This is a genomic window from Pantoea sp. EKM10T, assembly GCF_011800685.1.
GTDB lineage: Bacteria > Pseudomonadota > Gammaproteobacteria > Enterobacterales > Enterobacteriaceae > Pantoea > Pantoea agglomerans.
Genome location: NZ_JAALEU010000012.1, coordinates 28,160 through 48,396, shown reverse-complemented (window position 1 = coordinate 48,396; position 20,237 = coordinate 28,160). Strand labels below are relative to the sequence as shown.

Sequence of the window (20,237 nt, the reverse complement as noted above, 5' to 3'; positions counted from 1 at the left end):
TGAGTGCATGCGGGGTTTCTGATAACATGCCGCCATCTGATTTTAATCTGCTTTTAGACGCGAATTTGCTGTAACGGTAACTATGACGACCTTTTACACCGCATTGCTCTACTTAATTCAGCCACTGATTTGGCTGCGCCTGTGGCTGCGCGGTCGTAAAGCGCCTGCCTATCGCAAACGCTGGGCAGAACGCTATGGCTATTGTGTCGGCAAAGTTAAGCCCGACGGCATTGTGCTGCACTCGGTCTCTGTGGGTGAAACCCTGGCTGCGATCCCGCTGGTGCGCGCTCTGCGTCATCGTTACCCGACCCTGCCGATTACCGTCACCACCATGACGCCTACCGGCTCTGAACGCGCGCAATCTGCATTTGGCAAAGATGTGCATCACGTCTATCTGCCTTATGATCTGCCGGGTTCGATTAATCGTTTTCTGGATACGGTCAACCCACGCCTGGTGATCATCATGGAAACCGAGCTATGGCCGAATATTATCCGCATTCTGCACCAGCGTAATATTCCGCTGGTGATCGCCAATGCCCGCCTCTCGGCCCGATCGGCCAAAGGCTACCGCAAGCTGGGTAAATTCATGCGCCGGCTGTTGCAGAGCATCACGCTTATCGCGGCGCAGAATGCGGAAGATGGCGACCGCTTCCTGAGCCTGGGCCTGAAACGTTCTCAACTAACGATTACCGGCAGCCTGAAGTTTGATATTTCCGTGACGCCAGAACTGGCCGCCAGAGCGGTGACGCTGCGTCGTCAGTGGGCGCCGCGCCGTCCGGTGTGGATCGCCACCAGCACGCACGAAGGTGAAGAGGCCATTGTGCTGGATGCTCATCGCCGCCTGCTGCAGACGTTTCCGGATTTGCTGCTGATTCTGGTGCCCCGCCATCCCGAGCGTTTTAACGATGCCCGTGAACTCACGCAGGAACGCGGCTTCAGTTTTATCCTGCGCAGCAGCGGCGAGATCCCGTCTGGCTCAACGCAGGTGGTCATCGGAGACTCAATGGGCGAACTGATGCTGCTATACGGCATTGCCGATCTGGCCTTTGTCGGCGGCAGCCTGGTTGAACGGGGTGGACACAACCCGCTGGAGCCTGCTGCCCATGCGCTTCCGGTTCTGATGGGACCCCATATCTGGAACTTCAAAGATATCTGCAGCAAGTTGCAGGAAGGCCAGGGGCTGATCACCGTCACCGACGTGATTTCGCTGGAAAAAGAGGTCACCAACCTGTTACAGGATGATGATTACCGCCGTTATTACGGACGTCATGCGGTAGACGTGCTGCACCAGAATCAGGGTGCGCTACAGCGTCTGCTACAGTTACTCGAACCGCATCTGCCACCACGGGCCCACTAATGTCAGCACGCCAACGTCTTTCCGTGGTGATGATCGCCAAAAACGAAGCGGAACTGCTGCCTGATTGCCTGGCCTCGGTCAGCTGGGCCGATGAAATTATCGTGCTGGACTCAGGCAGCCATGACAACAGTGTCGACATCGCCACACAGGCTGGGGCGAAGGTCTACCTCAATGATGACTGGCAGGGCTATGGTATCCAGCGCCAGCGCGCGCAGCACTATGCCACCGGCGACATGATTCTGATGATCGATGCGGATGAACGCGTGACACCTGAACTGCGCGCCGCGATTGAGCAGGTGCTGGTCGCGCCACCCAGCCGTACGGTTTATAGCCTGGGCCGCAGTAATCTGTTTCTCGGCCGCTTTATGCGCCATAGCGGCTGGTATCCTGACCGCGTCATGCGACTCTACCCACGCACCTTCCGCTACAATGACAATCTGGTGCATGAATCACTGCAAAGTGACGGCGCGCCGGTGGTGGCATTACCCGGCGATCTGCAGCATCTGACCTGCCGCGATTTAATCGCCTTTCAGCGCAAGCAGCTGGCTTATGCCGAAGCCTGGGCTACGGAACGCCATCGGCGCGGTAAGCGTTGCAGCCTGTTTTCTCTGTTCAGCCATACGCTGGGCGCGTTTATGAAAACCCTGCTGCTGCGTGCCGGTTTTCTTGACGGAAAGCAGGGCTGGATTCTGGCGGTGGTCAATGCGCAATATACCTTCAATAAATATTCAGCCCTCTGGGCGCTGAATCATGCTTCGGCAAAAGGGCGAGTATGATCACGAAAGCCATCTATCCCGGAACGTTCGATCCTGTGACGCTCGGCCATCTCGACATCGTGACGCGGGCAGCGCAGATGTTTGATCAGGTCATTCTGGCCGTTGCCGCCAGCCCCAGCAAAAAACCAATGTTCAGCCTGGATGAGCGCGTGGCGCTGGCCGGTGAAGTGATAGCCCATCTGCCCAACGTTGAGGTGGTCGGATTCAGCGACCTGATGGCGAATTTCGCCCGTGACCAGCAGGCGAATGTGCTGGTTCGTGGCTTGCGTGCGGTGTCAGACTTTGAATATGAAATGCAGCTGGCGCAGATGAATCGTCACCTGCTGCCAACGCTGGAGAGTGTTTTCCTGATGCCGTCTGAAGGCTTCTCGTTTATCTCATCTTCGCTGGTCAAAGAGGTGGCGCGTCACGGCGGCGATGTTACCACCTTCCTGCCCGCGCCGGTGCATCAGGCATTGCTGGCTAAACTGGCTTAATGCTGGCAGTTCGGGCACCAGTAGGTGCTGCGCTGCCCGTGTCTGCCGCTGACAATCGGCGTACCGCATGCCCGGCAGGGTTCGCCTGCCCGCCCATAAACCTGTAACTGCTGTGCAAAATAGCCGGGTTTACCGTCGCTCTGTAAGAAGTCACGCAGTGTGGTTCCGCCCTGCTCAATGGAGCGTAACAGCACCGCTTTGATGGTATTGACCAGCAGTTCCGCTTCGGCCTGCGACAGACTGCCGGCAGCACGATCGGGAATGATCCCGGCGGTAAACAGTGACTCGCTGGCGTAAATGTTGCCCACGCCCACCACCACTTTGTTATCCATCAGCCATTGCTTGATGAGCGTCCGCTTGCCGCGTGACTTCTCAAACAGGTAAGCGCCGTCAAACTCCTCGCTAAGCGGCTCCGGCCCGAGATGTGCCAGCACGCTGCTGCCCGCCAGATCGCTGCTCCAGAGCCAGGCACCAAAGCGGCGCGGGTCGGTGTAGCGCAGCACTTTGCCGTTGCTCATGACCAGATCAACATGGTCATGCTTCGCCGCTGGCAGCTCTTCTGACAGCACGCGCAGGCTACCGGACATGCCAAGGTGGATAATGATCCAGCCATGCGGCAGCTCCAGCAGCAGATATTTCGCCCGGCGCTGCACACTGAGCACCGGCTGATCGCTCAGCGCCAGGATCTCCTGCGAAACAGGCCAGCGCAAACGTGAATTACGCACCACGGCGTGAAGGATGGTTTCACCGACCAAATGCGGTTCGATACCGCGACGGCTGGTTTCAACCTCTGGCAACTCTGGCATACCCTCTCCTCAGCGTTTTACACAAACAAAAAACCCGGCCGGAGCCGGGTTTTTAGCAGAACACTAAAATTACTTAATTTTAGCTTCTTTGTAGAGCACATGCTGACGTACAACCGGATCGAACTTTTTCAGTTCCAGCTTCTCTGGTTTAGTACGTTTGTTCTTCGTGGTGGTATAGAAGTGACCTGTACCAGCAGAGGAAACCAGCTTGATCTTCTCACGAATACCTTTAGCCATGATTCAGTTCCTTAGTACCTTAGTACTTCTCACCACGGGCACGCATATCGGCTAACACCGTATCAATGCCCTTTTTATCAATAATACGCATACCTTTAACAGATACACGCAGAGTAACGAAGCGCTTCTCGCTCTCAACCCAAAAACGGTGTGAGTGCAGGTTCGGAAGGAAACGGCGTTTCGTCGCGTTCATTGCGTGGGAACGGTTGTTACCCGTCACCGGACGCTTTCCAGTTACCTGGCAGACTCGTGACATGTCAATATCTCCAAAAATCAAATCAGCTCGAGCTTTAAAAATTAGGTTTGGGCCGCCTCGTCAGGCTTGCAGCCCGCCAGGCGAATTCCATGGAACCCGCTAAGCTGGCCTAACCGCCAAACCCGAGATTCTCAAAGGTGGCGTAGTATACGCCGCTCAGCCCAAGTGCTCAAGTCCCGAACAGATAAAGATCCCGAATGATCGGGCAAAAAGCCGCCACCTGGCGTGAAATTTCCTCCTGTCAGAGCCATCCCCGCTCGGCAAAGGAGACATATTCGCCATGACCAATCACCAGATGATCGAGCAGACGGATGTCGAGTAGCTGGCAGGCTTCGCTGACTTTATGGGTCACTTCACGGTCTGCACGGCTCGGCTCCGCCATGCCCGACGGGTGATTATGCGCCAGTATCAGAGCGGCAGCATTGAGCTTCAGCGCTTCCCGGACAATCTCGCGGGGGTGAACTTCCACGCTGTTAATGGAACCAGAGAACATATTTTGTGCCCGCAGCACCCGATGCTGATTATCCAGAAACAGTGCCATAAAGATCTCACGCTCCTGATGGGCTAACAGACTTTGCAGATACTGGCGCGTGATTTGTGGATTTTCCATTGCGCTTTCGCGGGCCAGCTTACTGGCGAAAAAACGCTTCGCCAGTTCGGCAATCGCATGAAGTTGTGCCAGCTTGGCATCGCCGACCCCTTTGATTTCACCGAATGCCGCTTTGTCTGACGTCATGAGCTGATAAAGCGAGCCAAAACCGTCCAGCATCTTTCCGGCCAGCTCCAGGACGTTCTGTCCAGGCGATCCGGTACGGAGAAAAATGGCCAGTAGTTCGGTATCGCTGAGGGCATGCGCACCCAGCTTCCGGAGTTTTTCCCGTGGTCCCTTTATTTTCATATCCGCTCTCCCTGAGATGAGCCTCAGCATGGCCCATCATGAAGAGTGCAGCTATCAGTGAAGCTGCAATCTACGAGACGGCTCGCAAACGCAGTCAGTGAAAAGGCGCATCCGCGCTTTTGTGATAAAGTCCGTGCATTCGCCGCCGCGAGCGGCAGAGAGCTTAGTGAGGCCAACATCATGATGGGATTAGCCGGCAAAAAAATTCTTCTTGGCGTGAGCGGCGGTATTGCTGCTTATAAAGCACCTGAGCTGGTGCGCCGCCTGCGCGATCGCGGTGCTGATGTCCGCGTGATGATGACAGAGGGGGCGAAAGCATTTATTACTCCGCTCAGCCTGCAGGCTGTCTCCGGCTATCCGGTATTTGACGATCTGCTTGATCCGGCAGCGGAGGCGGCGATGGGTCATATTGAACTGGCAAAATGGGCCGACCTTATTGTGCTGGCACCGGCCACTGCTGACCTGATTGCCCGTATTACTGCCGGTATGGCAAACGATCTGGTGACGACCGCCGTGTTAGCGACGGCCTCACCCGTGGCAGTGGTGCCCGCTATGAATCAGCAGATGTATCGTGCGGCGGTGACCCAGCATAACCTGCAGAGCCTGCAGGCGCGTGGCGTGCTGATTTGGGGACCGGACAGCGGCAGCCAGGCCTGCGGCGATGTCGGGCCGGGCCGGATGCTCGACCCGCTGGTGATTGTTGACCATGCGGTACAGTGGGCTACGCCCGTCAACGATCTGCAACATCTCAACATTATGATTACCGCCGGCCCTACCCGTGAGGCGCTGGACCCGGTGCGCTACATCACTAACCACAGCTCCGGCAAAATGGGCTTTGCTATTGCCGCCGCCGCCGCCAGACGCGGTGCACAGGTCACGCTGGTCAGCGGCCCGGTCACCCTGTCTGCGCCAGCGGGTGTGCGGCGAATTGATGTGACCAGCGCGCTGGAGATGCAGGCCGCCGTCATGAGTGAGATAGATAAACAACATATTTTCATTGCAAGCGCAGCCGTGGCAGACTACCGGGCAGCCGATATTGCGGCCGATAAAATCAAGAAACAGGGCGGCGATGATAACGTCACGCTGAACCTGGTAAAGAATCCCGATATTGTTGCCGGCGTCGCTGCACTTCAGGAAAACCGGCCATTCGTCGTTGGATTTGCTGCTGAAACACAGAATGTGGAAGAATACGCCCGGCAAAAACGGGTGCGCAAGAATCTGGATCTGATCTGCGCTAACGACGTCGCTAAAGCCGGACAGGGGTTTAATAGCGACACCAATGCTCTTCACCTTTTTTGGCAGGATGGAGAAAAACGCTTACCGCTCAGCGATAAGTCTCTCCTTGGCCAACAATTAATAGACGAGATTGTCAGCCGTTATGATGAAAAAAATAGACGTTAAAATTCTGGATCCGCGCGTCGGCAAAGAGTTTCCACTGCCGACCTACGCGACTTCAGGTTCCGCTGGGTTAGATTTACGCGCCTGCATTGATGATGTTCTCGACATCGCACCAGGCATCACAACGCTGGTTCCGACCGGCCTGGCGATTCATATTGCCGACCCCGACCTGGCCGCTGTGATCCTGCCGCGCTCAGGCCTTGGCCATAAACATGGCATCGTGCTGGGCAACCTGGTGGGTCTGATTGACTCCGACTATCAGGGACAGCTGATGGTCTCGGTCTGGAATCGCGGCCAGGAAAGCTTCTCGCTGCAACCCGGCGATCGCATGGCACAACTGGTCTTTGTACCGGTGGTGCAGGCGGAATTTAACCTGGTCGAAGATTTCGACGCCAGCCTGCGCGGCGAAGGCGGCTTCGGCCACTCCGGTCGCCAGTAACCCGCATTACCGACTTTCACTTACGCCCGTTATTTTTTCCTCATCGCCACAGGACGCGTTCCTGTGGCAGATGCGTAGGTGTTGCCTGTTTTTAGGTGAATTTCAGGGGTCTTTAAGGTCATGGCAGAAAAAAAAGTCGCGAAGCGGAATCGTCGCGAAGAGATTTTGCAGGCGCTGGCGCAGATGCTGGAGTCGGGTGATGGCAGTCAGCGCATTACCACAGCCAAACTGGCAGCCACGGTGGGCGTTTCCGAAGCGGCGCTGTATCGTCACTTCCCGAGTAAAACACGAATGTTCGATAGCCTGATTGAGTTTATCGAAGACAGTCTGATTACCCGCATCAATCTGATCCTCAAGGATGAAAAAGAGACCATGACGCGTCTGCGTCTGATCGTGCAACTGATTCTGGGATTTGGTGAGCGTAATCCGGGACTGACGCGCATTCTGACCGGCCATGCATTGATGTTTGAGCAGGACCGACTGCAGGGACGCATCAATCAGCTGTTTGAGCGGATTGAAGTGCAGCTGCGACAGGTGATGCGGGAACGGAAAATGCGCGAGGGCGAAGCCTTTCAGGCTGATGAGGCGCTGCTGGCAAGTCAGTTGCTGGCTTTCTGTGAGGGTTTACTGTCACGGTATGTCCGTTCTGAGTTTCGTTTCAGTCCTACCGCAGACTTTGAGGCTCGCTGGCCGCTGATTGCCGCGCAGCTGGCGTAAAGCGTAAAAGAAGGCGGGCATTGCGCCCGCCTCTGTTAAATCCCGTACGCTTTCTGATAGGCACGTACCTGAGCCAGATGATCGGCCATCTCAGGCTTCTCTTCCAGCCAGGCAATCAGGTCTGCCAGCGTAATAATTGCGGTCACTTTGCAGCCGTAATCACGTTCCACTTCCTGAATCGCCGACATTTCTCCGCGTCCACGCTCCTGACGATCAAGCGAGACCAGCACGCCTGCCAGAGTGGCGTTGTGCGCACCGATAATATCCATCGACTCACGAATCGCGGTGCCTGCGGTGATCACATCGTCCACCAGCATCACTTTGCCCTGCAGCGAACTGCCAACCAGCAGGCCACCTTCGCCGTGATCTTTCGCTTCTTTACGGTTAAAGCAGTAAGGCACATCGCGGTCATGATGATCCGCCAGCGCCACCGCCGTGGTGGTGGCAATCGGAATGCCTTTATAGGCCGGGCCGAACAGCAGATCAAAATCAACAGCGCCATCCACCAGCGCCTGCGCGTAGAAGCGTCCCAGCAGCGCTAAATCCCGTCCGCTGTTAAACAGACCAGCATTAAAGAAATAGGGGCTTTTACGCCCGGACTTCAAAGTGAACTCACCGAACTTCAGCACCTGCTTGTTCAGGGCAAATTCAATAAACTGACGCTGCCAGGCTTTCATTTCTCACTCCTCAAATAAAGAAAAGGCGACTCTGAGGTCGCCTGTTACATCAATTTTCCAGCGCTGCTTTCTGCGCCTGAATTAATTCCTCAATTCCGCCCCGAGCCAGCGCCAGTAGCGTCAGCAACTCTTCATGGCTGAACGGTTCGCCTTCGGCAGTGCCCTGCACCTCGATCATGCGGCCATCTTCCAGCATCACGACGTTCATGTCGGTTTCTGCGGCTGAGTCTTCAACATACTCCAGATCGCACAGCGCTTCGCCTTTGACGATGCCCACTGAAATCGCCGCGACCATGCCCTTCATCGGGTTCGCTTTCAGTTTACCGCTGGCCACCAGCTTGTTCAGCGCATCAGCCAGCGCCACGCAGGCTCCGGTGATTGATGCGGTGCGAGTGCCGCCATCGGCCTGAATTACGTCACAGTCGAGCGTAATGGTAAATTCACCCAGCGCTTTAAGATCAACCGCGGCGCGCAGTGAACGGGCGATCAGACGCTGAATCTCCAGCGTACGTCCGCCCTGCTTGCCTTTTGCAGCTTCACGCGCCATACGGCTGTGGGTCGAACGCGGCAGCATGCCATATTCGGCCGTTACCCAACCCTGGCCCTGGCCTTTGAGGAAACGCGGAACCCCTTCGTCTACCGAGGCAGTGCAAAGCACTTTCGTTTCGCCGAATTCCACCAGAACGGAACCCTCTGCGTGTTTGGTGTAATTGCGGGTCAATGTGACTGGACGCACCTGTTGTGCGCTACGGCCTGCTGGACGCATGGGTATTCTCCGGCTTGCTAATGATTGGCTGCGCATTATACGGACTTCCTTGTCCGCTGTCTCTTACGCTGGTCTGACGCAGGCATCAGATGAAATTCCCCGCCAGCTGTGGCTAAATGCGCGTTCCTTTCTCTCTGATAAAAAAGACATATGGCCGCCATTCTTCATTTCCTGCTGGCGCTGGTGGTGATCTTCGCCCTTGCGCTGCTGGTCAGTCATGACCGTAAACAGATTCGCCTGCGCTTTATTATTCAACTGATTGTGGTGGAAGCCGCGCTGGGTTGGTTCTTCCTTCACTCTGCCGGGGGTCTGGCGCTGGTCGGCTCGTTCGCCGGTTTCTTTGAGACGCTGCTGGGTTTTGCCGCACAGGGCACGGAGTTCGTGTTTGGCGGAATGAGCAAACAGGGGCTGGCATTTATCTTCCTTGGCGTGCTCTGCCCGATTGTCTTTATTTCGGCACTGATCGGCATATTGCAGCACTGGCGCATCCTGCCGCTGCTGATCCGTATTTTCGGGACGCTGCTGTCGAAGATTAACGGCATGGGCAAGCTGGAGTCGTTCAACGCCGTCAGCACGCTGATTCTTGGGCAGTCGGAAAACTTCATCGCTTATAAAGGGATTCTGGGTGATATCCCGCCACGTCGGCTCTACACCATGGCGGCGACCGCGATGTCTACCGTTTCGCTGTCGATTGTCGGTGCTTATATGTCGATGATCGAACCGAAGTATGTGGTTGCGGCACTGCTGCTTAACATGTTCAGCACCTTTATTATCCTGTCGATCATCAACCCGATGAAAAGCCAGGATGAGCAGCCTATCGCGCTGGATAAACTGCATGAAGAGCAGAGCTTCTTTGAGATGCTGGGTGAGTACATCCTGGCAGGCTTCAAAGTCGCGATGATTATTCTGGCCATGCTGATTGGCTTTATTGCCCTGATTGCTGCCGTCAACGCGCTGTTTGCGGCGGTGTTCGGCTACAGCTTCCAGCAACTGCTCGGCTACCTGTTCTATCCTCTGGCCTGGCTGATTGGCATTCCCAAAGCCGATGCCCTGCAGGCGGCCAGCATCATGGCAACCAAACTGGTGGCGAATGAGTTTGTGGCGATGATTGAACTGCAGAAAGTCGCGGCAGGCATGAGTGCGCGTGGACTGGGTATTCTGTCGGTGTTCCTGGTCTCGTTCGCTAACTTTGCCTCTATCGGCATTGTGGCAGGCGCAATAAAAGGCCTGAATGAGAAACAGGGAAATGTGGTTTCCCGTTTTGGCTGGAAGCTGGTCTATGGCTCCACGCTGGTCAGTCTGCTCTCCGCAGCCTTTGCTGGTCTGTTTATCTGATTATTCAACGGGCGGCAGTTCTGCCGCCCGCTTTCGCCTTAGAATCCGACGCAGACGGGTGCATCCACCCGCATAACCGACTCCTGACCAAACCGTTTTTTATAGAGGCTACGTAACGCCTCAATATCAACGTTGGTGGCGGGGTCGATCCCGTGGATCAGCATCAACGCCTTACTGTTCTCCCGTGCCAGCTGACCGTTCTCGCCCAGCCATTGCCCTTTGGCATCATAGACCGACAGGCCCGCTTTAAACCGTGGCGTGACCTCATTATCCACGAAGTTCATCCAGTCGAGTGAACTCACCCTGCCGCCATCAGGCTTGCTCAGTCCAAACCACAACGTGGTCTGCATCATCATGTCGCCACCCGCACAGATAGGTTGCGGTTTAGTGGGCGGCGAGTGGCGTGCCTGGCAACCTGCCAGCAGCAGAGCCATCACAACAGGAAGGGCAATAACGCGAGACATAGATCAGTCATCCTCACAAAGGGTCAATGGTCATCATAAGTGGCTGTCGCTGAAAGCGGAAATGGTTCGTTATTTTCCTGTGCGACGCTTATGCCTGTTATGCCGTGGCTCGCCTCGCTATACTTCACCCATCTTTCCGCAAATGAGTACCGCTTATGATCCGCAGTATGACCGCTTATGCCCGCAGCGAAGCCAAAGGCGAATGGGGCAGCGCCGCCTGGGAGCTGCGTTCCGTGAACCAGCGTTATCTGGAAACCTACATCCGCCTGCCGGAACAGTTTCGTGGGCTGGAGCCGGTTATCCGCGAGCGCATTCGCCAGCGTCTGACGCGCGGTAAAATTGAGTGCAACCTCCGTTATGATGCCGATCCCAGCGCACAGGGCGAACTGATGCTCAACGAAACGCTGGCGAAACAGCTGGTGCAGGCTGCCAACTGGGTAAAAATGCAGAGCGACGAAGGCGCGATTAATCCGCTGGATATTCTGCGCTGGCCGGGTGTGATGTCTGCGCAGGAACAGGATCTGGATGCCATCAACACCCAGTTGTTGCAGGCACTGGATGGTGCGCTTGATGACTTTATTGCGGCACGCGAAAGCGAAGGTACCGCCCTGAAAGCGATGATTGAGCAGCGTCTGGAAGGCGTCTCGCAGGAAGTCAGCAAAGTGCGCGCGCAGATGCCTGAGGTGATCAAATGGCAGCGTGAGCGGCTGGTCGCCAAACTGGAAGATGCTGAAGTCCAGCTGGAAAACAATCGCCTTGAGCAGGAACTGGTGATGATGGCGCAGCGTGTTGACGTTTCTGAAGAGCTGGATCGTCTGGATGCGCACGTTAAAGAGACTTACAACATCCTGAAAAAGAAAGAAGCAGTTGGCCGCCGTCTCGACTTTATGATGCAGGAGTTCAATCGTGAGTCGAACACGCTGGCTTCGAAGTCGATCAACGCTGAAATCACCACGTCAGCTATTGAACTGAAGGTGCTGATTGAGCAGATGCGCGAGCAGATTCAGAATATCGAGTAATTTCCACTCAACAAAGCGCTCGCAGTAGCGCTTTGTTCCCCTGTCAGGCGCTGTCAGCACTTAAAGAGTTAGCTCCTTCCGTCAATTGATCGCTTTTTCAGCGCGGCCAGCATCAGAATCAGGTAAAGATAAATAAATAATCATTTCCAGACTGTTCCTGAAACGGCCTCACTTACAATTAAAGCTGCTTTCAGACTTAGATTAAACAGTTGAAAAATAATGATTTTATATGATTAATGTACTTTTATAGCCGGTATTAACTCCTCTCCATGAAACAGGTCAATCCTGTAGATGCCGGAGTTTCCCTTTCTTTGAAGGCACTTTTTGATAAAATGTTGGTCGAAATCAGTACAGCTGTACCGCCTTAAGACTCATGGAAGTGCTCTTTGTGCGATGCATCCCTCTATCCCATGAAGGTTGTTAATGAAAAACACCGGAAAATTTAGCAGTTCGCTGCTGCATCCGCGTTATTGGTTTACCTGGTTTGGCCTTGGCGTACTCTGGCTGCTGGTCCAGCTCCCCTATCCTGTTCTTATGCGTCTCGGTGCCGGTGCCGGCAAAATCTCTCGCCATTTCCTGCAGCGCCGCGAGCGTATTACCCGTCGTAACATCGAACTCTGCTTTCCGGGCATCAGCGAAGAAAAAACAGAACATATGATTGCCGGCAATTTTGCGTCGCTCGGGATGGCGCTGGCTGAAACCGGTGTTGCCTGGTTCTGGTCTGACCGTGCGGTAAGACGTCTGTTTAAAGTGTCGGGAATGGAAAACCTGCATGCCGCGCAGAAAGAAAAGCGAGGCGTGATGCTGATTGGTGTGCATTTCATGTCACTGGAGCTGGGCGGTCGCATCAGCGGACTCTGTCAGCCAATGATGGCGATGTATCGCCCACACAATAACCAGGCGATGGAGTATGTGCAGACTAAAGGCCGGATGCGCTCAAATAAAGCGATGATCGACCGTCGTGATCTACGCGGTATGGTTAATGCCCTGAAACAGGGTGAATCGGTCTGGTTTGCGCCTGACCAGGATTACGGCCCTAAAGGCAGCACCTTTGCGCCGCTGTTTGCGGTGGAAAAAGCCGCCACGACTAACGGGACTTTTGTTCTGTCGCGTCTGGCGAAGCCAGCGATGGTGCCGATTATGCTGATTCGTAATCCAGGAAATGATGGCTACCATTTGATCATCGAACCGATGCTGGAAAATTATCCTCATACGGACGAGGCTGCTGCTGCAGCTTATATGAACAAAGTGATCGAAAATCAGATCCTTCGCGCACCCGAACAGTACCTTTGGTTGCATCGTCGCTTCAAAACCCGGCCACCGGGTGAAAAGTCGCTCTACGTCTGAGTTAACTGATAAAGCAGGCCTCGTGCCTGCTTTGTTGTTTTAATCCGCTGAACGACATCTGCTTTACGTCCACTCTCTCATCCCCGTTTGCTGTGCTCTCATACTGCCTCTGCCGTTATAGCTACCTCTACAGTTTCTGCTGTTCAGCACACCTGTCTGCTTCCGGCAGGCTGGTATCAAAGAGATAATTAAGGAATGATGAATCCCCTTACCTCGTCAATGCCGGACAATCTTATGGATATCAACGATACACAGCAGTGGCAGCGTCCGCTGATTGATGATCGCCTTACGCCCTATATTGAAGTGGATGCAGAGCGCCTGGAGCAGAACCTGCAGCATATGCAGCGCAAAGCCAGTGCGGCAGGCGTCGCGTTGCGACCCCATATCAAAACGCATAAAAGCGTCTGGATTGCGCAGCGTCAGATCGCGTCCGGTGCACAGGGTGTTACCGTCTCTAAGCCCAGCGAAGGCATCAGCTTTATTCAGGGCGGTGTTCGTGATCTGCTATTAGCCTACCCGATTGTGCAACCGCAAAGCGTGGCTGAATTGCTGCGCCACGCCGTGCTTCATCAGGCAAAGCTCACCCTGATTGCGGACAGGCTGCAGGGCGTGGCGGCTATTGCTGATGCCTGCCAGCAGCAACCGGAATGCGACCCGGCGGTAGCGATTAAGGTTGATGTTGGATTACATCGGATAGGTGTCAATCCTGATACAGATGAAGCGGTGCTGATTGCTCAGGCGCTGCAGGACAAAGGGTTACGCTTTGCCGGATTAGTGTCACATGCTGGCCACGCTTATGGTGCCGGTAATGCCGCGGCCATTGCGGATGTCGCCCGGCAGGAAACGGCATTGATGCAGCGAGTACAGGCAAAACTGCAGGCGGCTGGTTTTACCGACTGCCCTCTCTCTGTAGGTTCAACGCCTACGGCGCTGGCAGCAGAGATTGCACCCTGCATGAATGAAATCCGGCCAGGAAACTATGCACTACTGGACCTTACCGCCTGCCGTCTCGGATTAAGTCACGTCGATCAGCTGGCAATGAGCGTCATTACCCGTGTCGTGGCGGTGAACGATCATTTCGCGATTGTGGATGCCGGGTCAAAAATGCTGAGTTCGGATAAAGGGCCACACGGCACCAATGCCAGCGGCTTTGGTGTGGCAGCCGACGAAGCGGGTCAGACTTATGAAGTGACAAAATTATCTGAGGAGCACGGTTTTCTGCTTTATCAGGATCGCCGCCCTGAAGTCGGCACGTTGCTGCGTATTTTCCCTAATCACAGTTGTGCCGTGATGGCGCAGTCGGACGGCTTTGTTCTGCGGCACGCTAACGGCCATAGCGAAGATCATGTGGTTTCTGCGCGCGGCAATTTCATCTGAGTCAGTGGCAGACAGCCTCATCAGTTGTCTGCCATTTGTACGAAACCCTTTCAACACCACACTTCTGCTGTTACAACGTTTTAACAAGCCTGACCCCATGCTTTAATGCCTTTTTAGCTTATTCACCGGAGGTTACATGCTCTCCTCTCGCACTCTGAGCCTGACGATTCCACGTCACTGGTTAGATCTTTATGAAACCATCTGGAAGCCAGAATTTTTCCCAAAGTGGGCTTCCGGGCTGACGCACAGCGCGTTAGAACCCGATGGCAATCGCTGGCGTGCTAAAGGCCCCCAGGGCAATGTGAAGATCCGGTTCTCGCCACATAATCCGTTTGGGGTAATGGATCACTGGATTGATAGCGGCTCAGGAAAGGAGATCTACGTACCGATGCGCGTGATAGCAAACGAACAGGGCGCCGAGGTGATGGTAACGGTTTATCGCCAGCCATTTACTTCAGATGAGAAATTTAAGCAGGATATTGAATGGGTTAGCAACGATCTTGAGAAACTCAACCAGCTTCTTACACAATAAATCAATGACTTAGCGCGCCTTTTTCTCTGCATTTATCACTGGCCGCTAATGAAAAAAATAGAAAAACTTTCGACGATAAAGCATAAAGCGCTTATCTGATTACTCATCATCCTTACGCATTTATCACCAACCCTGCTTAAGCATCGTTGCCAGGAAAAATCCTGGCAAAATCCTCTGAAAGGCAGGCGACCCCCTCTGATTTCGGGCCTCCTGGTTTGCCGCACAAACAATTTCTGAATGACCCATACATTAATCATTAACAATCGTTTATTAGCAATCTGCTGAGGGTTTAATATTTATCATGCATAAAGTGAAACCATTTATTTCTGCGGTCGCGTAATCAGACTTTTCTTATGGTGTTAAATTAAATAAAACAATGTATAAATCATTCCACACACAGCAATACCCATAATGATAAAGCAGGAAAAAAGTCATGGACCGCTCAGCGTATCCTTTGTTATCTGAAAAAGAATGCGTTGAGATTGCCGCAAGGATGCTGGCAGGAGAATATAAAACTACAACAGGATTTATTCGTGATCTGGCGGAATTCTTATTCGCTGCAGGGAATTCCGCCATGACACGAAACAGCGATTTTACCAGGGATATCTTTTTTATCCAGGCATCATTTGATTGAACCCATAATAACATGGCAAGCCTGTAAAGCGTTTTCAGGACTTCGGCCGGAAAAATTGCACTAACTAACGGTGTTACAGCAACCTCTCCTTGCCGTTACACAACTATTTAATTCTCACAGAGTCGATGGACTCTAACGAGTATATTATGGCAATACGTGAAAGCAGTCTGAATGGCGCAAAATGGTCTCTGCTCTCTTCAATCAAAATTATTGGCATCGGCGTATTACAACTCTCGTTGCTGGCGCAGATTCTGCAGGCGAATGAGCTCAATCTGCTGGCGATCGCCGTGATAGCTTTACTGGCTATCGATACTCTGGCCGATCGGGGCTTCTCAAATACGCTGATCCGCCGCTCGATTCTCTCTATCAATGACCTCTCCACGATCTACTGGGGTAATATGTTGATGGGGGTCGCGGTGTTTGGTCTGTTATTTACTGGCAGCCATCTGCTGACCAGCCTTTTTGATCAGCCTGAACTGGCATTAATGCTGCAGATGGTCTCAGTGGTGTTTATTATCATCCCACAGGGTCAGCATTACCGTGCGATATTACAGCGCGAAAAACAATATACCCGTATCGCTTTTGCTGAAACCTCCTCGGTATTAGCCGGACTTGCCGTCACCTTATTTACCGTCTGGCTGACCCCTTCAGTATTGTGTGCGATCTGGGGTTACCTGGCGATGGCATCCATTCGTATGCTGATTTACTGCTACTACGGTCGTTCATGGTTCCAGCCGGAATACCGTTTTAGCCTGAATGCATTTTCTAAAATTCGTGCAAGAAACAAATAATAAAATAAGTCTGTATGGTGGGCTCTGAGCATCCGAAACGATGCGTTGGCGTGCTGTTAACCAGCACGCCTTTTCTTTTTATTTAGTCTGTCGCAATATTTACCTGATCGATTCTTTTCCCGCAGCATCCAGCCCTTTTTTATCTCCTGTATAAATGGTTTTCGACCAGCGGCTATCTGGCGATCGTCGTCAGTTCACCGCCCGCCCTGAGTGGGAAAACCCCACACCGGAACGCGCAAACCCTTTGTACGTTGTTTCCTCTCAACTTTTTCAATCACCTGCCGCAGTCCCTTCGCAAAAAAGTCTTTCTATGATGACGCCAGCGCTGGCTGGTATAAACTGCGCTCATCCCGGACGCCGATCGCCAGAAAATCTTCGGCGCCGTCTCTCAAGCAATGCCGTAGTCTTGCCGCCGTCTTACTGGAGTCTGCTATGTTACTGACCGTTCTCTACATTATTGGTATTACTGCTGAAGCCATGACGGGTGCGCTGGCGGCGGGGCGTCGCAAAATGGATCTGTTCGGTGTCATCATTATCGCGTCCGTGACCGCCATTGGTGGCGGTTCGGTGCGCGACATCCTGCTGGGTCACTATCCGCTGGGCTGGGTGAAACATCCCGAATACATCATGATTGTTGCAGCAGCGGCGGTAGTGACCACTTTCCTGGCACCTCTGATGACGCATCTGCGCAAAGTGTTTCTGGTGCTCGATGCGTTAGGACTGGTGGTCTTTTCTATTATCGGCGCGCAGGTTGCGCTCGATTCAGGACACGCCATGATTATTGCCGCGATAAGTGCGGTCATTACCGGCGTCTTTGGCGGCGTACTGCGTGACATGTTCTGTAATCGCATTCCGCTGGTGTTTCAGAAGGAACTCTACGCCGGTATCGCTTTCGCCTCTGGCTGGATGTATATCCTGCTGCTGAAAACCACACTGGCGCATGAAGCGGTGATTATCATTACCCTGCTGTTCGGATTCTTCGCCCGTTTACTGGCGCTGCGCTTCCGTCTTGGTTTGCCGATTTTCAACTATCCCCATCCCGAGCATTGAGGATGCGGGAATTCCCTGCTGTCTCAGAAAAGCGATCAGCGCCTGCAGGCGGGCATCATGGAACTGCGCAACCAGGCGCTTTGCCAGCGCCGCACCGACACCCGGTAAAGCTTGCCAGTCCCTGACATCCCGCTGCGTTAAGCTCTCCCACTGCTGATCGGGCAGCGCATTGAGGGCCTTCCGCGGCAGTGAAACACCTAAGGCATCCACCCAGCGACGAAGCGGCTGCTGACGGGTGAGATTAAAACGGTGCCAGAGCTGACCCGCCCGCTCCCGAGAGAGGCCCGTTGCGGCGGCGATCTGTTCCGGTGTTAACGTCAGCCAGCCGAACAGGTGCGTCATACTGCCGGTTTCCAGTAAGTGCAGCCAGGTGCTGCGCTCAACGCCAGGAATATTCAGTACCGTTTTCTGACTGAGCCAGCGTAATTTTGCCAGTAGCTGCTTCTGGCATTCAGCGCTGAAGGTGTAACAACTCAGCGGCGTGTAGCGCGACGCGTCGGGAGGCTGAGGATAGTGCCGCTCTGCCACGCGCCAGATCACCCGCTCCAGCCGGGGAATGCCCTGGCCTGCCAGACTCAGTGTGATGACATCTCCCGCCACGATATCGCTCTCCTGCCAGCGACGCAGCGATCCAACATTGACCCGCCTGACCGTCTTATCATCCAGCTGTACCGGCTGCAGATTAAGTACCGCGGCTATCTTCCCGGTTCGGCCGACTGGAAAACCGACGGAGAGCACTTCAGCGCTGACTTCCGGAGGCTGATATTTCCAGGCAACGGCCCATGTTCCCTCTCCAGGCAGCCAGTTTTTGCCCGCAGGTCGCAGGCTCTGATGAACGACGACACCGTCAGTGACAAAGGGCAGCTCAGCATAAAACCAGCGCTCCCGCCACGCTGCAACCTCCTCTTCGTCTTTAACGCTGTGGCTCCATTTTGCGGCAACGCCCAGTCCCCAGCGGCTGAATTGCTGAAGGCGTTCCGTCATCGTGGCGGGGCCATCTGGCCAGGCCCAGATAAAAATATCGAGCGAGTCCAGCAGAGGAACCCGCTGCTTGCTCATCATGGCGCCTGCTACCTGTGAGCGCGCATTCCTGCCGCCATCAACCGCCTGCTGATGACCGGTCATCGACAGAAACAGCTCACCCTGCAGCACAACCTCTTCAAGTCCGGTCTCGATCTGCAGCGGAATCGCAGGGATCCAGGCGGCTTTAGCCAGCCACTCTTCACCGCGTAATCCATCACCACGACTCAACAGTGAAACCAGTCTGCCGTGGCGATAAACCAGGGAAACGGCAATGCCATCCACTTTCGGCTGCACCCAGAGATCGTGCCGCCCCTGCATCCAGTAAGCCAGGGCCAGCTTGTCGCGCATCTTTTTTACGCCCGTGTGGGCGACCGGATGCAGGTGCTCACCCTCACCCGGCAGTTGCGGTACGTAAGCAGGCTGCGGAGGGTTAAAGCAGTGCTGCCAGTGATTCAGTCGCTGCTGCAGACTGTCATAATCTGCATCAGCCACCGGACTCTGCCCCTGACGATAGTAAGCATCATCCCAATGCTGCAGCTGCTGTTGCAGACGACGGATCTCTTCTGTCGCCCGGGTGGGAGTCCAGACCGGACAAAGGGCGCTATGCGCAGGCCATAGGACGATCCACAGAGCAGCCGCAAACAGCGGCCAGCCGAATCCTTTCATGATCTCTCTCCTGACGTTTTGCAGCATTCAATACCGGTGCTTCAGCGTCAGCCAGAGGTGATGTTCAGCTATGGAAGGAATGCCGTCGCAATCAGGGGATAATTACAGTCGTCCGACAGAGATTTGCGCGAAGATGCGCAAAAGTTGGGTGTTGCCGCTGCGCAAACGCTGCGTGGCGGCGGGAAGCTGTGTATACTGTGCAGGAAATCGACTCCGCTTTTAATCAATTCAAGAAAACCATGGCTCAAGGCACGCTCTATATTGTTTCTGCTCCCAGCGGCGCAGGTAAATCCAGCCTGATTCAGGCGCTGTTAAAGACCCAGCCGTTGTATGATACGCAGGTCTCTGTTTCGCACACGACGCGCGGTATGCGTCCGGGTGAAACCCATGGCGAACATTACTTTTTTGTTGAGAAGCATGAATTTGAGCAGATGATCGCGGAAGAGGCTTTCCTCGAACATGCCAAAGTTTTCGACAACTATTACGGTACCTCGCGCCATGCTATTGAGCAGGTGCTGGCAACCGGCGTTGACGTGTTTCTCGACATCGACTGGCAGGGTGCGCAGCAAATTCGCACCAAAATGCCTGGCGCACGCAGCATCTTTGTTTTGCCGCCTTCGAAAGAAGAGCTCGATCGCCGTCTGCGCGGTCGTGGCCAGGACAGCGAAGAGGTGATCACGCGTCGCATGGCTCAGGCGGTAGCGGAAATGAGCCACTACGCCGAGTATGACTATTTAATTGTGAATGATGATTTCGATCTGGCGCTGTCCGATCTGAAAACCATTATTCGCGCAGAACGTCTGCGTATGGCGCGTCAGAAGGCGCGTCACGATGCTTTAATCAGCAAACTGTTGGCAGTCTGAATACAGTTTCAGTATGATGCGCAGTCATTTCTTCATCTGTGGAGTAGCACACCTATGGCACGCGTAACCGTTCAGGACGCAGTAGAAAAAGTTGGTAATCGTTTTGACCTGGTGTTGGTCGCTGCACGTCGTGCACGTCAGATGCAGGTAGGCGGCAAAGATCCACTGGTTCCGGAAGAGAACGATAAACCTACCGTTATCGCCCTGCGCGAAATCGAAGAAGGTTTGGTCACCAATCAGATTTTAGATGTGCGTGATCGTCAGGAACAGCAAGAGCAGGAAGCCGCTGAGTTACAGGCCGTTACCGCTATCGCTGAAGGTCGTCGTTAACAG

Annotated in this window: 24 protein-coding genes; 16 read left to right on the top strand and 8 right to left on the bottom strand. The window is 54.2% G+C overall.

Annotated features, from left to right (window positions below; genetic code table 11):
- Positions 1-82: 82 nt before the first annotated feature.
- From waaA to coaD, 3 genes are read left to right on the top strand one after another with little or no spacing between them, the layout of a single operon-like run.
- Positions 83-1,357, top strand: a complete 1,275-nt coding sequence (gene waaA / locus HFD95_RS19315; protein ID WP_010258275.1) for a lipid IV(A) 3-deoxy-D-manno-octulosonic acid transferase — start codon at positions 83-85, stop codon at positions 1,355-1,357.
- A complete protein-coding gene (locus HFD95_RS19310; RefSeq protein ID WP_045139504.1) occupies positions 1,357-2,133 on the top strand; it encodes a glycosyltransferase family 2 protein in 777 nt (258 codons plus the stop codon). The genes waaA and HFD95_RS19310 overlap by 1 nt, the downstream gene beginning before the upstream one ends.
- Complete coding sequence (gene coaD, locus HFD95_RS19305) at positions 2,130-2,609, top strand: pantetheine-phosphate adenylyltransferase (RefSeq protein WP_124889589.1); 480 nt, start codon at positions 2,130-2,132, stop codon at positions 2,607-2,609. Before HFD95_RS19310 ends, coaD begins: the two co-directional genes overlap by 4 nt.
- On the opposite strand, the gene mutM is transcribed toward coaD, so the two are convergent.
- The 4 genes from mutM to radC all read right to left on the bottom strand — a co-directional run bounded on the left by mutM (position 2,606) and on the right by radC (position 4,806).
- The gene (gene mutM / locus HFD95_RS19300; RefSeq protein ID WP_031591878.1) at positions 2,606-3,415 is read right to left on the bottom strand and encodes a bifunctional DNA-formamidopyrimidine glycosylase/DNA-(apurinic or apyrimidinic site) lyase; all 810 of its coding nucleotides are present in this window, start codon (positions 3,413-3,415) and stop codon (positions 2,606-2,608) included. The two genes, coaD and mutM, sit on opposite strands and share 4 nt — an antisense overlap.
- A gap of 69 nt (positions 3,416-3,484) precedes the next feature.
- On the bottom strand, positions 3,485-3,652 hold the full coding sequence (rpmG, locus tag HFD95_RS19295; RefSeq protein WP_003024094.1) for a 50S ribosomal protein L33: 168 nt from the start codon (positions 3,650-3,652) through the stop codon (positions 3,485-3,487).
- A gap of 19 nt (positions 3,653-3,671) precedes the next feature.
- Positions 3,672-3,908 carry a 50S ribosomal protein L28 gene (gene rpmB / locus HFD95_RS19290; protein WP_006121249.1) on the bottom strand — a complete coding sequence of 79 codons (237 nt, stop codon included), beginning with the start codon at positions 3,906-3,908 and terminating at the stop codon, positions 3,672-3,674.
- A 241-nt stretch (positions 3,909-4,149) separates the two neighbouring features.
- The gene (gene radC / locus HFD95_RS19285; RefSeq protein WP_167430623.1) at positions 4,150-4,806 is read right to left on the bottom strand and encodes a DNA repair protein RadC; all 657 of its coding nucleotides are present in this window, start codon (positions 4,804-4,806) and stop codon (positions 4,150-4,152) included.
- Positions 4,807-4,986: 180 nt separating this feature from the next.
- Between radC and coaBC the strand changes: the two genes are divergently transcribed.
- From coaBC to slmA, 3 genes are all read left to right on the top strand, one after another.
- The gene (gene coaBC / locus HFD95_RS19280; RefSeq protein ID WP_122889939.1) at positions 4,987-6,207 is read left to right on the top strand and encodes a bifunctional phosphopantothenoylcysteine decarboxylase/phosphopantothenate--cysteine ligase CoaBC; all 1,221 of its coding nucleotides are present in this window, start codon (positions 4,987-4,989) and stop codon (positions 6,205-6,207) included.
- Complete coding sequence (dut, locus tag HFD95_RS19275; RefSeq protein WP_159227305.1) at positions 6,185-6,643, top strand: dUTP diphosphatase; 459 nt, start codon at positions 6,185-6,187, stop codon at positions 6,641-6,643. Before coaBC ends, dut begins: the two co-directional genes overlap by 23 nt.
- 120 nt (positions 6,644-6,763) lie before the next feature.
- Positions 6,764-7,360, top strand: a complete 597-nt coding sequence (slmA, locus tag HFD95_RS19270; protein ID WP_010258372.1) for a nucleoid occlusion factor SlmA — start codon at positions 6,764-6,766, stop codon at positions 7,358-7,360.
- Between the two features lie 35 nt (positions 7,361-7,395).
- Here the strand turns inward: slmA and pyrE are convergent, their stop codons facing one another.
- Positions 7,396-8,037: an orotate phosphoribosyltransferase gene (gene pyrE / locus HFD95_RS19265; RefSeq protein ID WP_010258375.1), complete on the bottom strand. Its 642-nt coding sequence runs from the start codon at positions 8,035-8,037 to the stop codon at positions 7,396-7,398.
- Positions 8,038-8,086: 49 nt separating this feature from the next.
- A complete protein-coding gene (rph, locus tag HFD95_RS19260; RefSeq protein WP_010258378.1) occupies positions 8,087-8,803 on the bottom strand; it encodes a ribonuclease PH in 717 nt (238 codons plus the stop codon).
- 150 nt (positions 8,804-8,953) lie between these two features.
- Here rph and HFD95_RS19255 point away from each other — a divergent pair, with 150 nt between their 5' ends.
- On the top strand, positions 8,954-10,138 hold the full coding sequence (locus HFD95_RS19255; RefSeq protein WP_031591888.1) for a NupC/NupG family nucleoside CNT transporter: 1,185 nt from the start codon (positions 8,954-8,956) through the stop codon (positions 10,136-10,138).
- 38 nt (positions 10,139-10,176) lie between these two features.
- Here the strand turns inward: HFD95_RS19255 and HFD95_RS19250 are convergent, their stop codons facing one another.
- Positions 10,177-10,602, bottom strand: a complete 426-nt coding sequence (locus HFD95_RS19250; protein WP_010672099.1) for a DUF3574 domain-containing protein — start codon at positions 10,600-10,602, stop codon at positions 10,177-10,179.
- 155 nt (positions 10,603-10,757) lie between these two features.
- On the opposite strand from HFD95_RS19250, the gene HFD95_RS19245 reads away from it, so the two are divergent.
- From HFD95_RS19245 to HFD95_RS19215, 7 genes are all read left to right on the top strand, one after another.
- The gene (locus tag HFD95_RS19245; RefSeq protein ID WP_010258384.1) at positions 10,758-11,621 is read left to right on the top strand and encodes a YicC/YloC family endoribonuclease; all 864 of its coding nucleotides are present in this window, start codon (positions 10,758-10,760) and stop codon (positions 11,619-11,621) included.
- 423 nt (positions 11,622-12,044) lie between these two features.
- Positions 12,045-12,968, top strand: coding sequence for a kdo(2)-lipid IV(A) palmitoleoyltransferase (gene lpxP, locus HFD95_RS19240; RefSeq protein WP_010258386.1), 924 nt, complete (start codon positions 12,045-12,047; stop codon positions 12,966-12,968).
- A gap of 234 nt (positions 12,969-13,202) precedes the next feature.
- Positions 13,203-14,345 (top strand): alanine racemase, encoded by a 1,143-nt coding sequence (locus tag HFD95_RS19235; RefSeq protein ID WP_167430629.1) that lies wholly within the window; start codon positions 13,203-13,205, stop codon positions 14,343-14,345.
- A 136-nt stretch (positions 14,346-14,481) separates the two neighbouring features.
- Positions 14,482-14,877: a hypothetical protein gene (locus tag HFD95_RS19230; protein WP_010258391.1), complete on the top strand. Its 396-nt coding sequence runs from the start codon at positions 14,482-14,484 to the stop codon at positions 14,875-14,877.
- Positions 14,878-15,310: 433 nt separating this feature from the next.
- The gene (locus HFD95_RS19225; RefSeq protein WP_163640555.1) at positions 15,311-15,511 is read left to right on the top strand and encodes a hypothetical protein; all 201 of its coding nucleotides are present in this window, start codon (positions 15,311-15,313) and stop codon (positions 15,509-15,511) included.
- A 146-nt stretch (positions 15,512-15,657) separates the two neighbouring features.
- Positions 15,658-16,302, top strand: a complete 645-nt coding sequence (locus HFD95_RS19220) for an oligosaccharide flippase family protein (protein ID WP_010258395.1) — start codon at positions 15,658-15,660, stop codon at positions 16,300-16,302.
- Between the two features lie 432 nt (positions 16,303-16,734).
- Positions 16,735-17,352, top strand: coding sequence for a trimeric intracellular cation channel family protein (locus tag HFD95_RS19215; RefSeq protein ID WP_010258398.1), 618 nt, complete (start codon positions 16,735-16,737; stop codon positions 17,350-17,352).
- Here the strand turns inward: HFD95_RS19215 and ligB are convergent.
- Positions 17,290-19,041 (bottom strand): NAD-dependent DNA ligase LigB, encoded by a 1,752-nt coding sequence (ligB, locus tag HFD95_RS19210; protein ID WP_167430622.1) that lies wholly within the window; start codon positions 19,039-19,041, stop codon positions 17,290-17,292. The two genes, HFD95_RS19215 and ligB, sit on opposite strands and share 63 nt — an antisense overlap.
- A 239-nt stretch (positions 19,042-19,280) precedes the next feature.
- Between ligB and gmk the strand changes: the two genes are divergently transcribed.
- Both gmk and rpoZ read left to right on the top strand, forming a co-directional pair.
- A complete protein-coding gene (gene gmk, locus HFD95_RS19205; protein ID WP_010258405.1) occupies positions 19,281-19,904 on the top strand; it encodes a guanylate kinase in 624 nt (207 codons plus the stop codon).
- Between the two features lie 54 nt (positions 19,905-19,958).
- A complete protein-coding gene (rpoZ, locus tag HFD95_RS19200) occupies positions 19,959-20,234 on the top strand; it encodes a DNA-directed RNA polymerase subunit omega (protein WP_003851346.1) in 276 nt (91 codons plus the stop codon).
- Positions 20,235-20,237: the final 3 nt, after the last annotated feature.

What these genes read in the sequence shown, in the direction of transcription:
- dut (WP_159227305.1), top strand. Translation starts at nt 6,185, where the DNA reads ATGATGAAAAAAATAGACGTTAAAATTCTGGATCCGCGCGTCGGCAAA.
- coaBC (WP_122889939.1), top strand. Translation starts at nt 4,987, where the DNA reads ATGATGGGATTAGCCGGCAAAAAAATTCTTCTTGGCGTGAGCGGCGGT.
- HFD95_RS19215 (WP_010258398.1), top strand. Translation starts at nt 16,735, where the DNA reads ATGTTACTGACCGTTCTCTACATTATTGGTATTACTGCTGAAGCCATG.
- HFD95_RS19245 (WP_010258384.1), top strand. Translation starts at nt 10,758, where the DNA reads ATGATCCGCAGTATGACCGCTTATGCCCGCAGCGAAGCCAAAGGCGAA.
- rph (WP_010258378.1), bottom strand. Translation starts at nt 8,803, where the DNA reads ATGCGTCCAGCAGGCCGTAGCGCACAACAGGTGCGTCCAGTCACATTG.
- lpxP (WP_010258386.1), top strand. Translation starts at nt 12,045, where the DNA reads ATGAAAAACACCGGAAAATTTAGCAGTTCGCTGCTGCATCCGCGTTAT.
- rpmB (WP_006121249.1), bottom strand. Translation starts at nt 3,908, where the DNA reads ATGTCACGAGTCTGCCAGGTAACTGGAAAGCGTCCGGTGACGGGTAAC.
- HFD95_RS19250 (WP_010672099.1), bottom strand. Translation starts at nt 10,602, where the DNA reads ATGTCTCGCGTTATTGCCCTTCCTGTTGTGATGGCTCTGCTGCTGGCA.
- mutM (WP_031591878.1), bottom strand. Translation starts at nt 3,415, where the DNA reads ATGCCAGAGTTGCCAGAGGTTGAAACCAGCCGTCGCGGTATCGAACCG.
- HFD95_RS19255 (WP_031591888.1), top strand. Translation starts at nt 8,954, where the DNA reads ATGGCCGCCATTCTTCATTTCCTGCTGGCGCTGGTGGTGATCTTCGCC.
- coaD (WP_124889589.1), top strand. Translation starts at nt 2,130, where the DNA reads ATGATCACGAAAGCCATCTATCCCGGAACGTTCGATCCTGTGACGCTC.
- radC (WP_167430623.1), bottom strand. Translation starts at nt 4,806, where the DNA reads ATGAAAATAAAGGGACCACGGGAAAAACTCCGGAAGCTGGGTGCGCAT.
- HFD95_RS19220 (WP_010258395.1), top strand. Translation starts at nt 15,658, where the DNA reads ATGGCAATACGTGAAAGCAGTCTGAATGGCGCAAAATGGTCTCTGCTC.
- pyrE (WP_010258375.1), bottom strand. Translation starts at nt 8,037, where the DNA reads ATGAAAGCCTGGCAGCGTCAGTTTATTGAATTTGCCCTGAACAAGCAG.
- waaA (WP_010258275.1), top strand. Translation starts at nt 83, where the DNA reads ATGACGACCTTTTACACCGCATTGCTCTACTTAATTCAGCCACTGATT.
- slmA (WP_010258372.1), top strand. Translation starts at nt 6,764, where the DNA reads ATGGCAGAAAAAAAAGTCGCGAAGCGGAATCGTCGCGAAGAGATTTTG.
- ligB (WP_167430622.1), bottom strand. Translation starts at nt 19,041, where the DNA reads ATGAAAGGATTCGGCTGGCCGCTGTTTGCGGCTGCTCTGTGGATCGTC.
- rpmG (WP_003024094.1), bottom strand. Translation starts at nt 3,652, where the DNA reads ATGGCTAAAGGTATTCGTGAGAAGATCAAGCTGGTTTCCTCTGCTGGT.
- HFD95_RS19230 (WP_010258391.1), top strand. Translation starts at nt 14,482, where the DNA reads ATGCTCTCCTCTCGCACTCTGAGCCTGACGATTCCACGTCACTGGTTA.
- HFD95_RS19235 (WP_167430629.1), top strand. Translation starts at nt 13,203, where the DNA reads ATGGATATCAACGATACACAGCAGTGGCAGCGTCCGCTGATTGATGAT.
- gmk (WP_010258405.1), top strand. Translation starts at nt 19,281, where the DNA reads ATGGCTCAAGGCACGCTCTATATTGTTTCTGCTCCCAGCGGCGCAGGT.
- HFD95_RS19310 (WP_045139504.1), top strand. Translation starts at nt 1,357, where the DNA reads ATGTCAGCACGCCAACGTCTTTCCGTGGTGATGATCGCCAAAAACGAA.
- HFD95_RS19225 (WP_163640555.1), top strand. Translation starts at nt 15,311, where the DNA reads ATGGACCGCTCAGCGTATCCTTTGTTATCTGAAAAAGAATGCGTTGAG.
- rpoZ (WP_003851346.1), top strand. Translation starts at nt 19,959, where the DNA reads ATGGCACGCGTAACCGTTCAGGACGCAGTAGAAAAAGTTGGTAATCGT.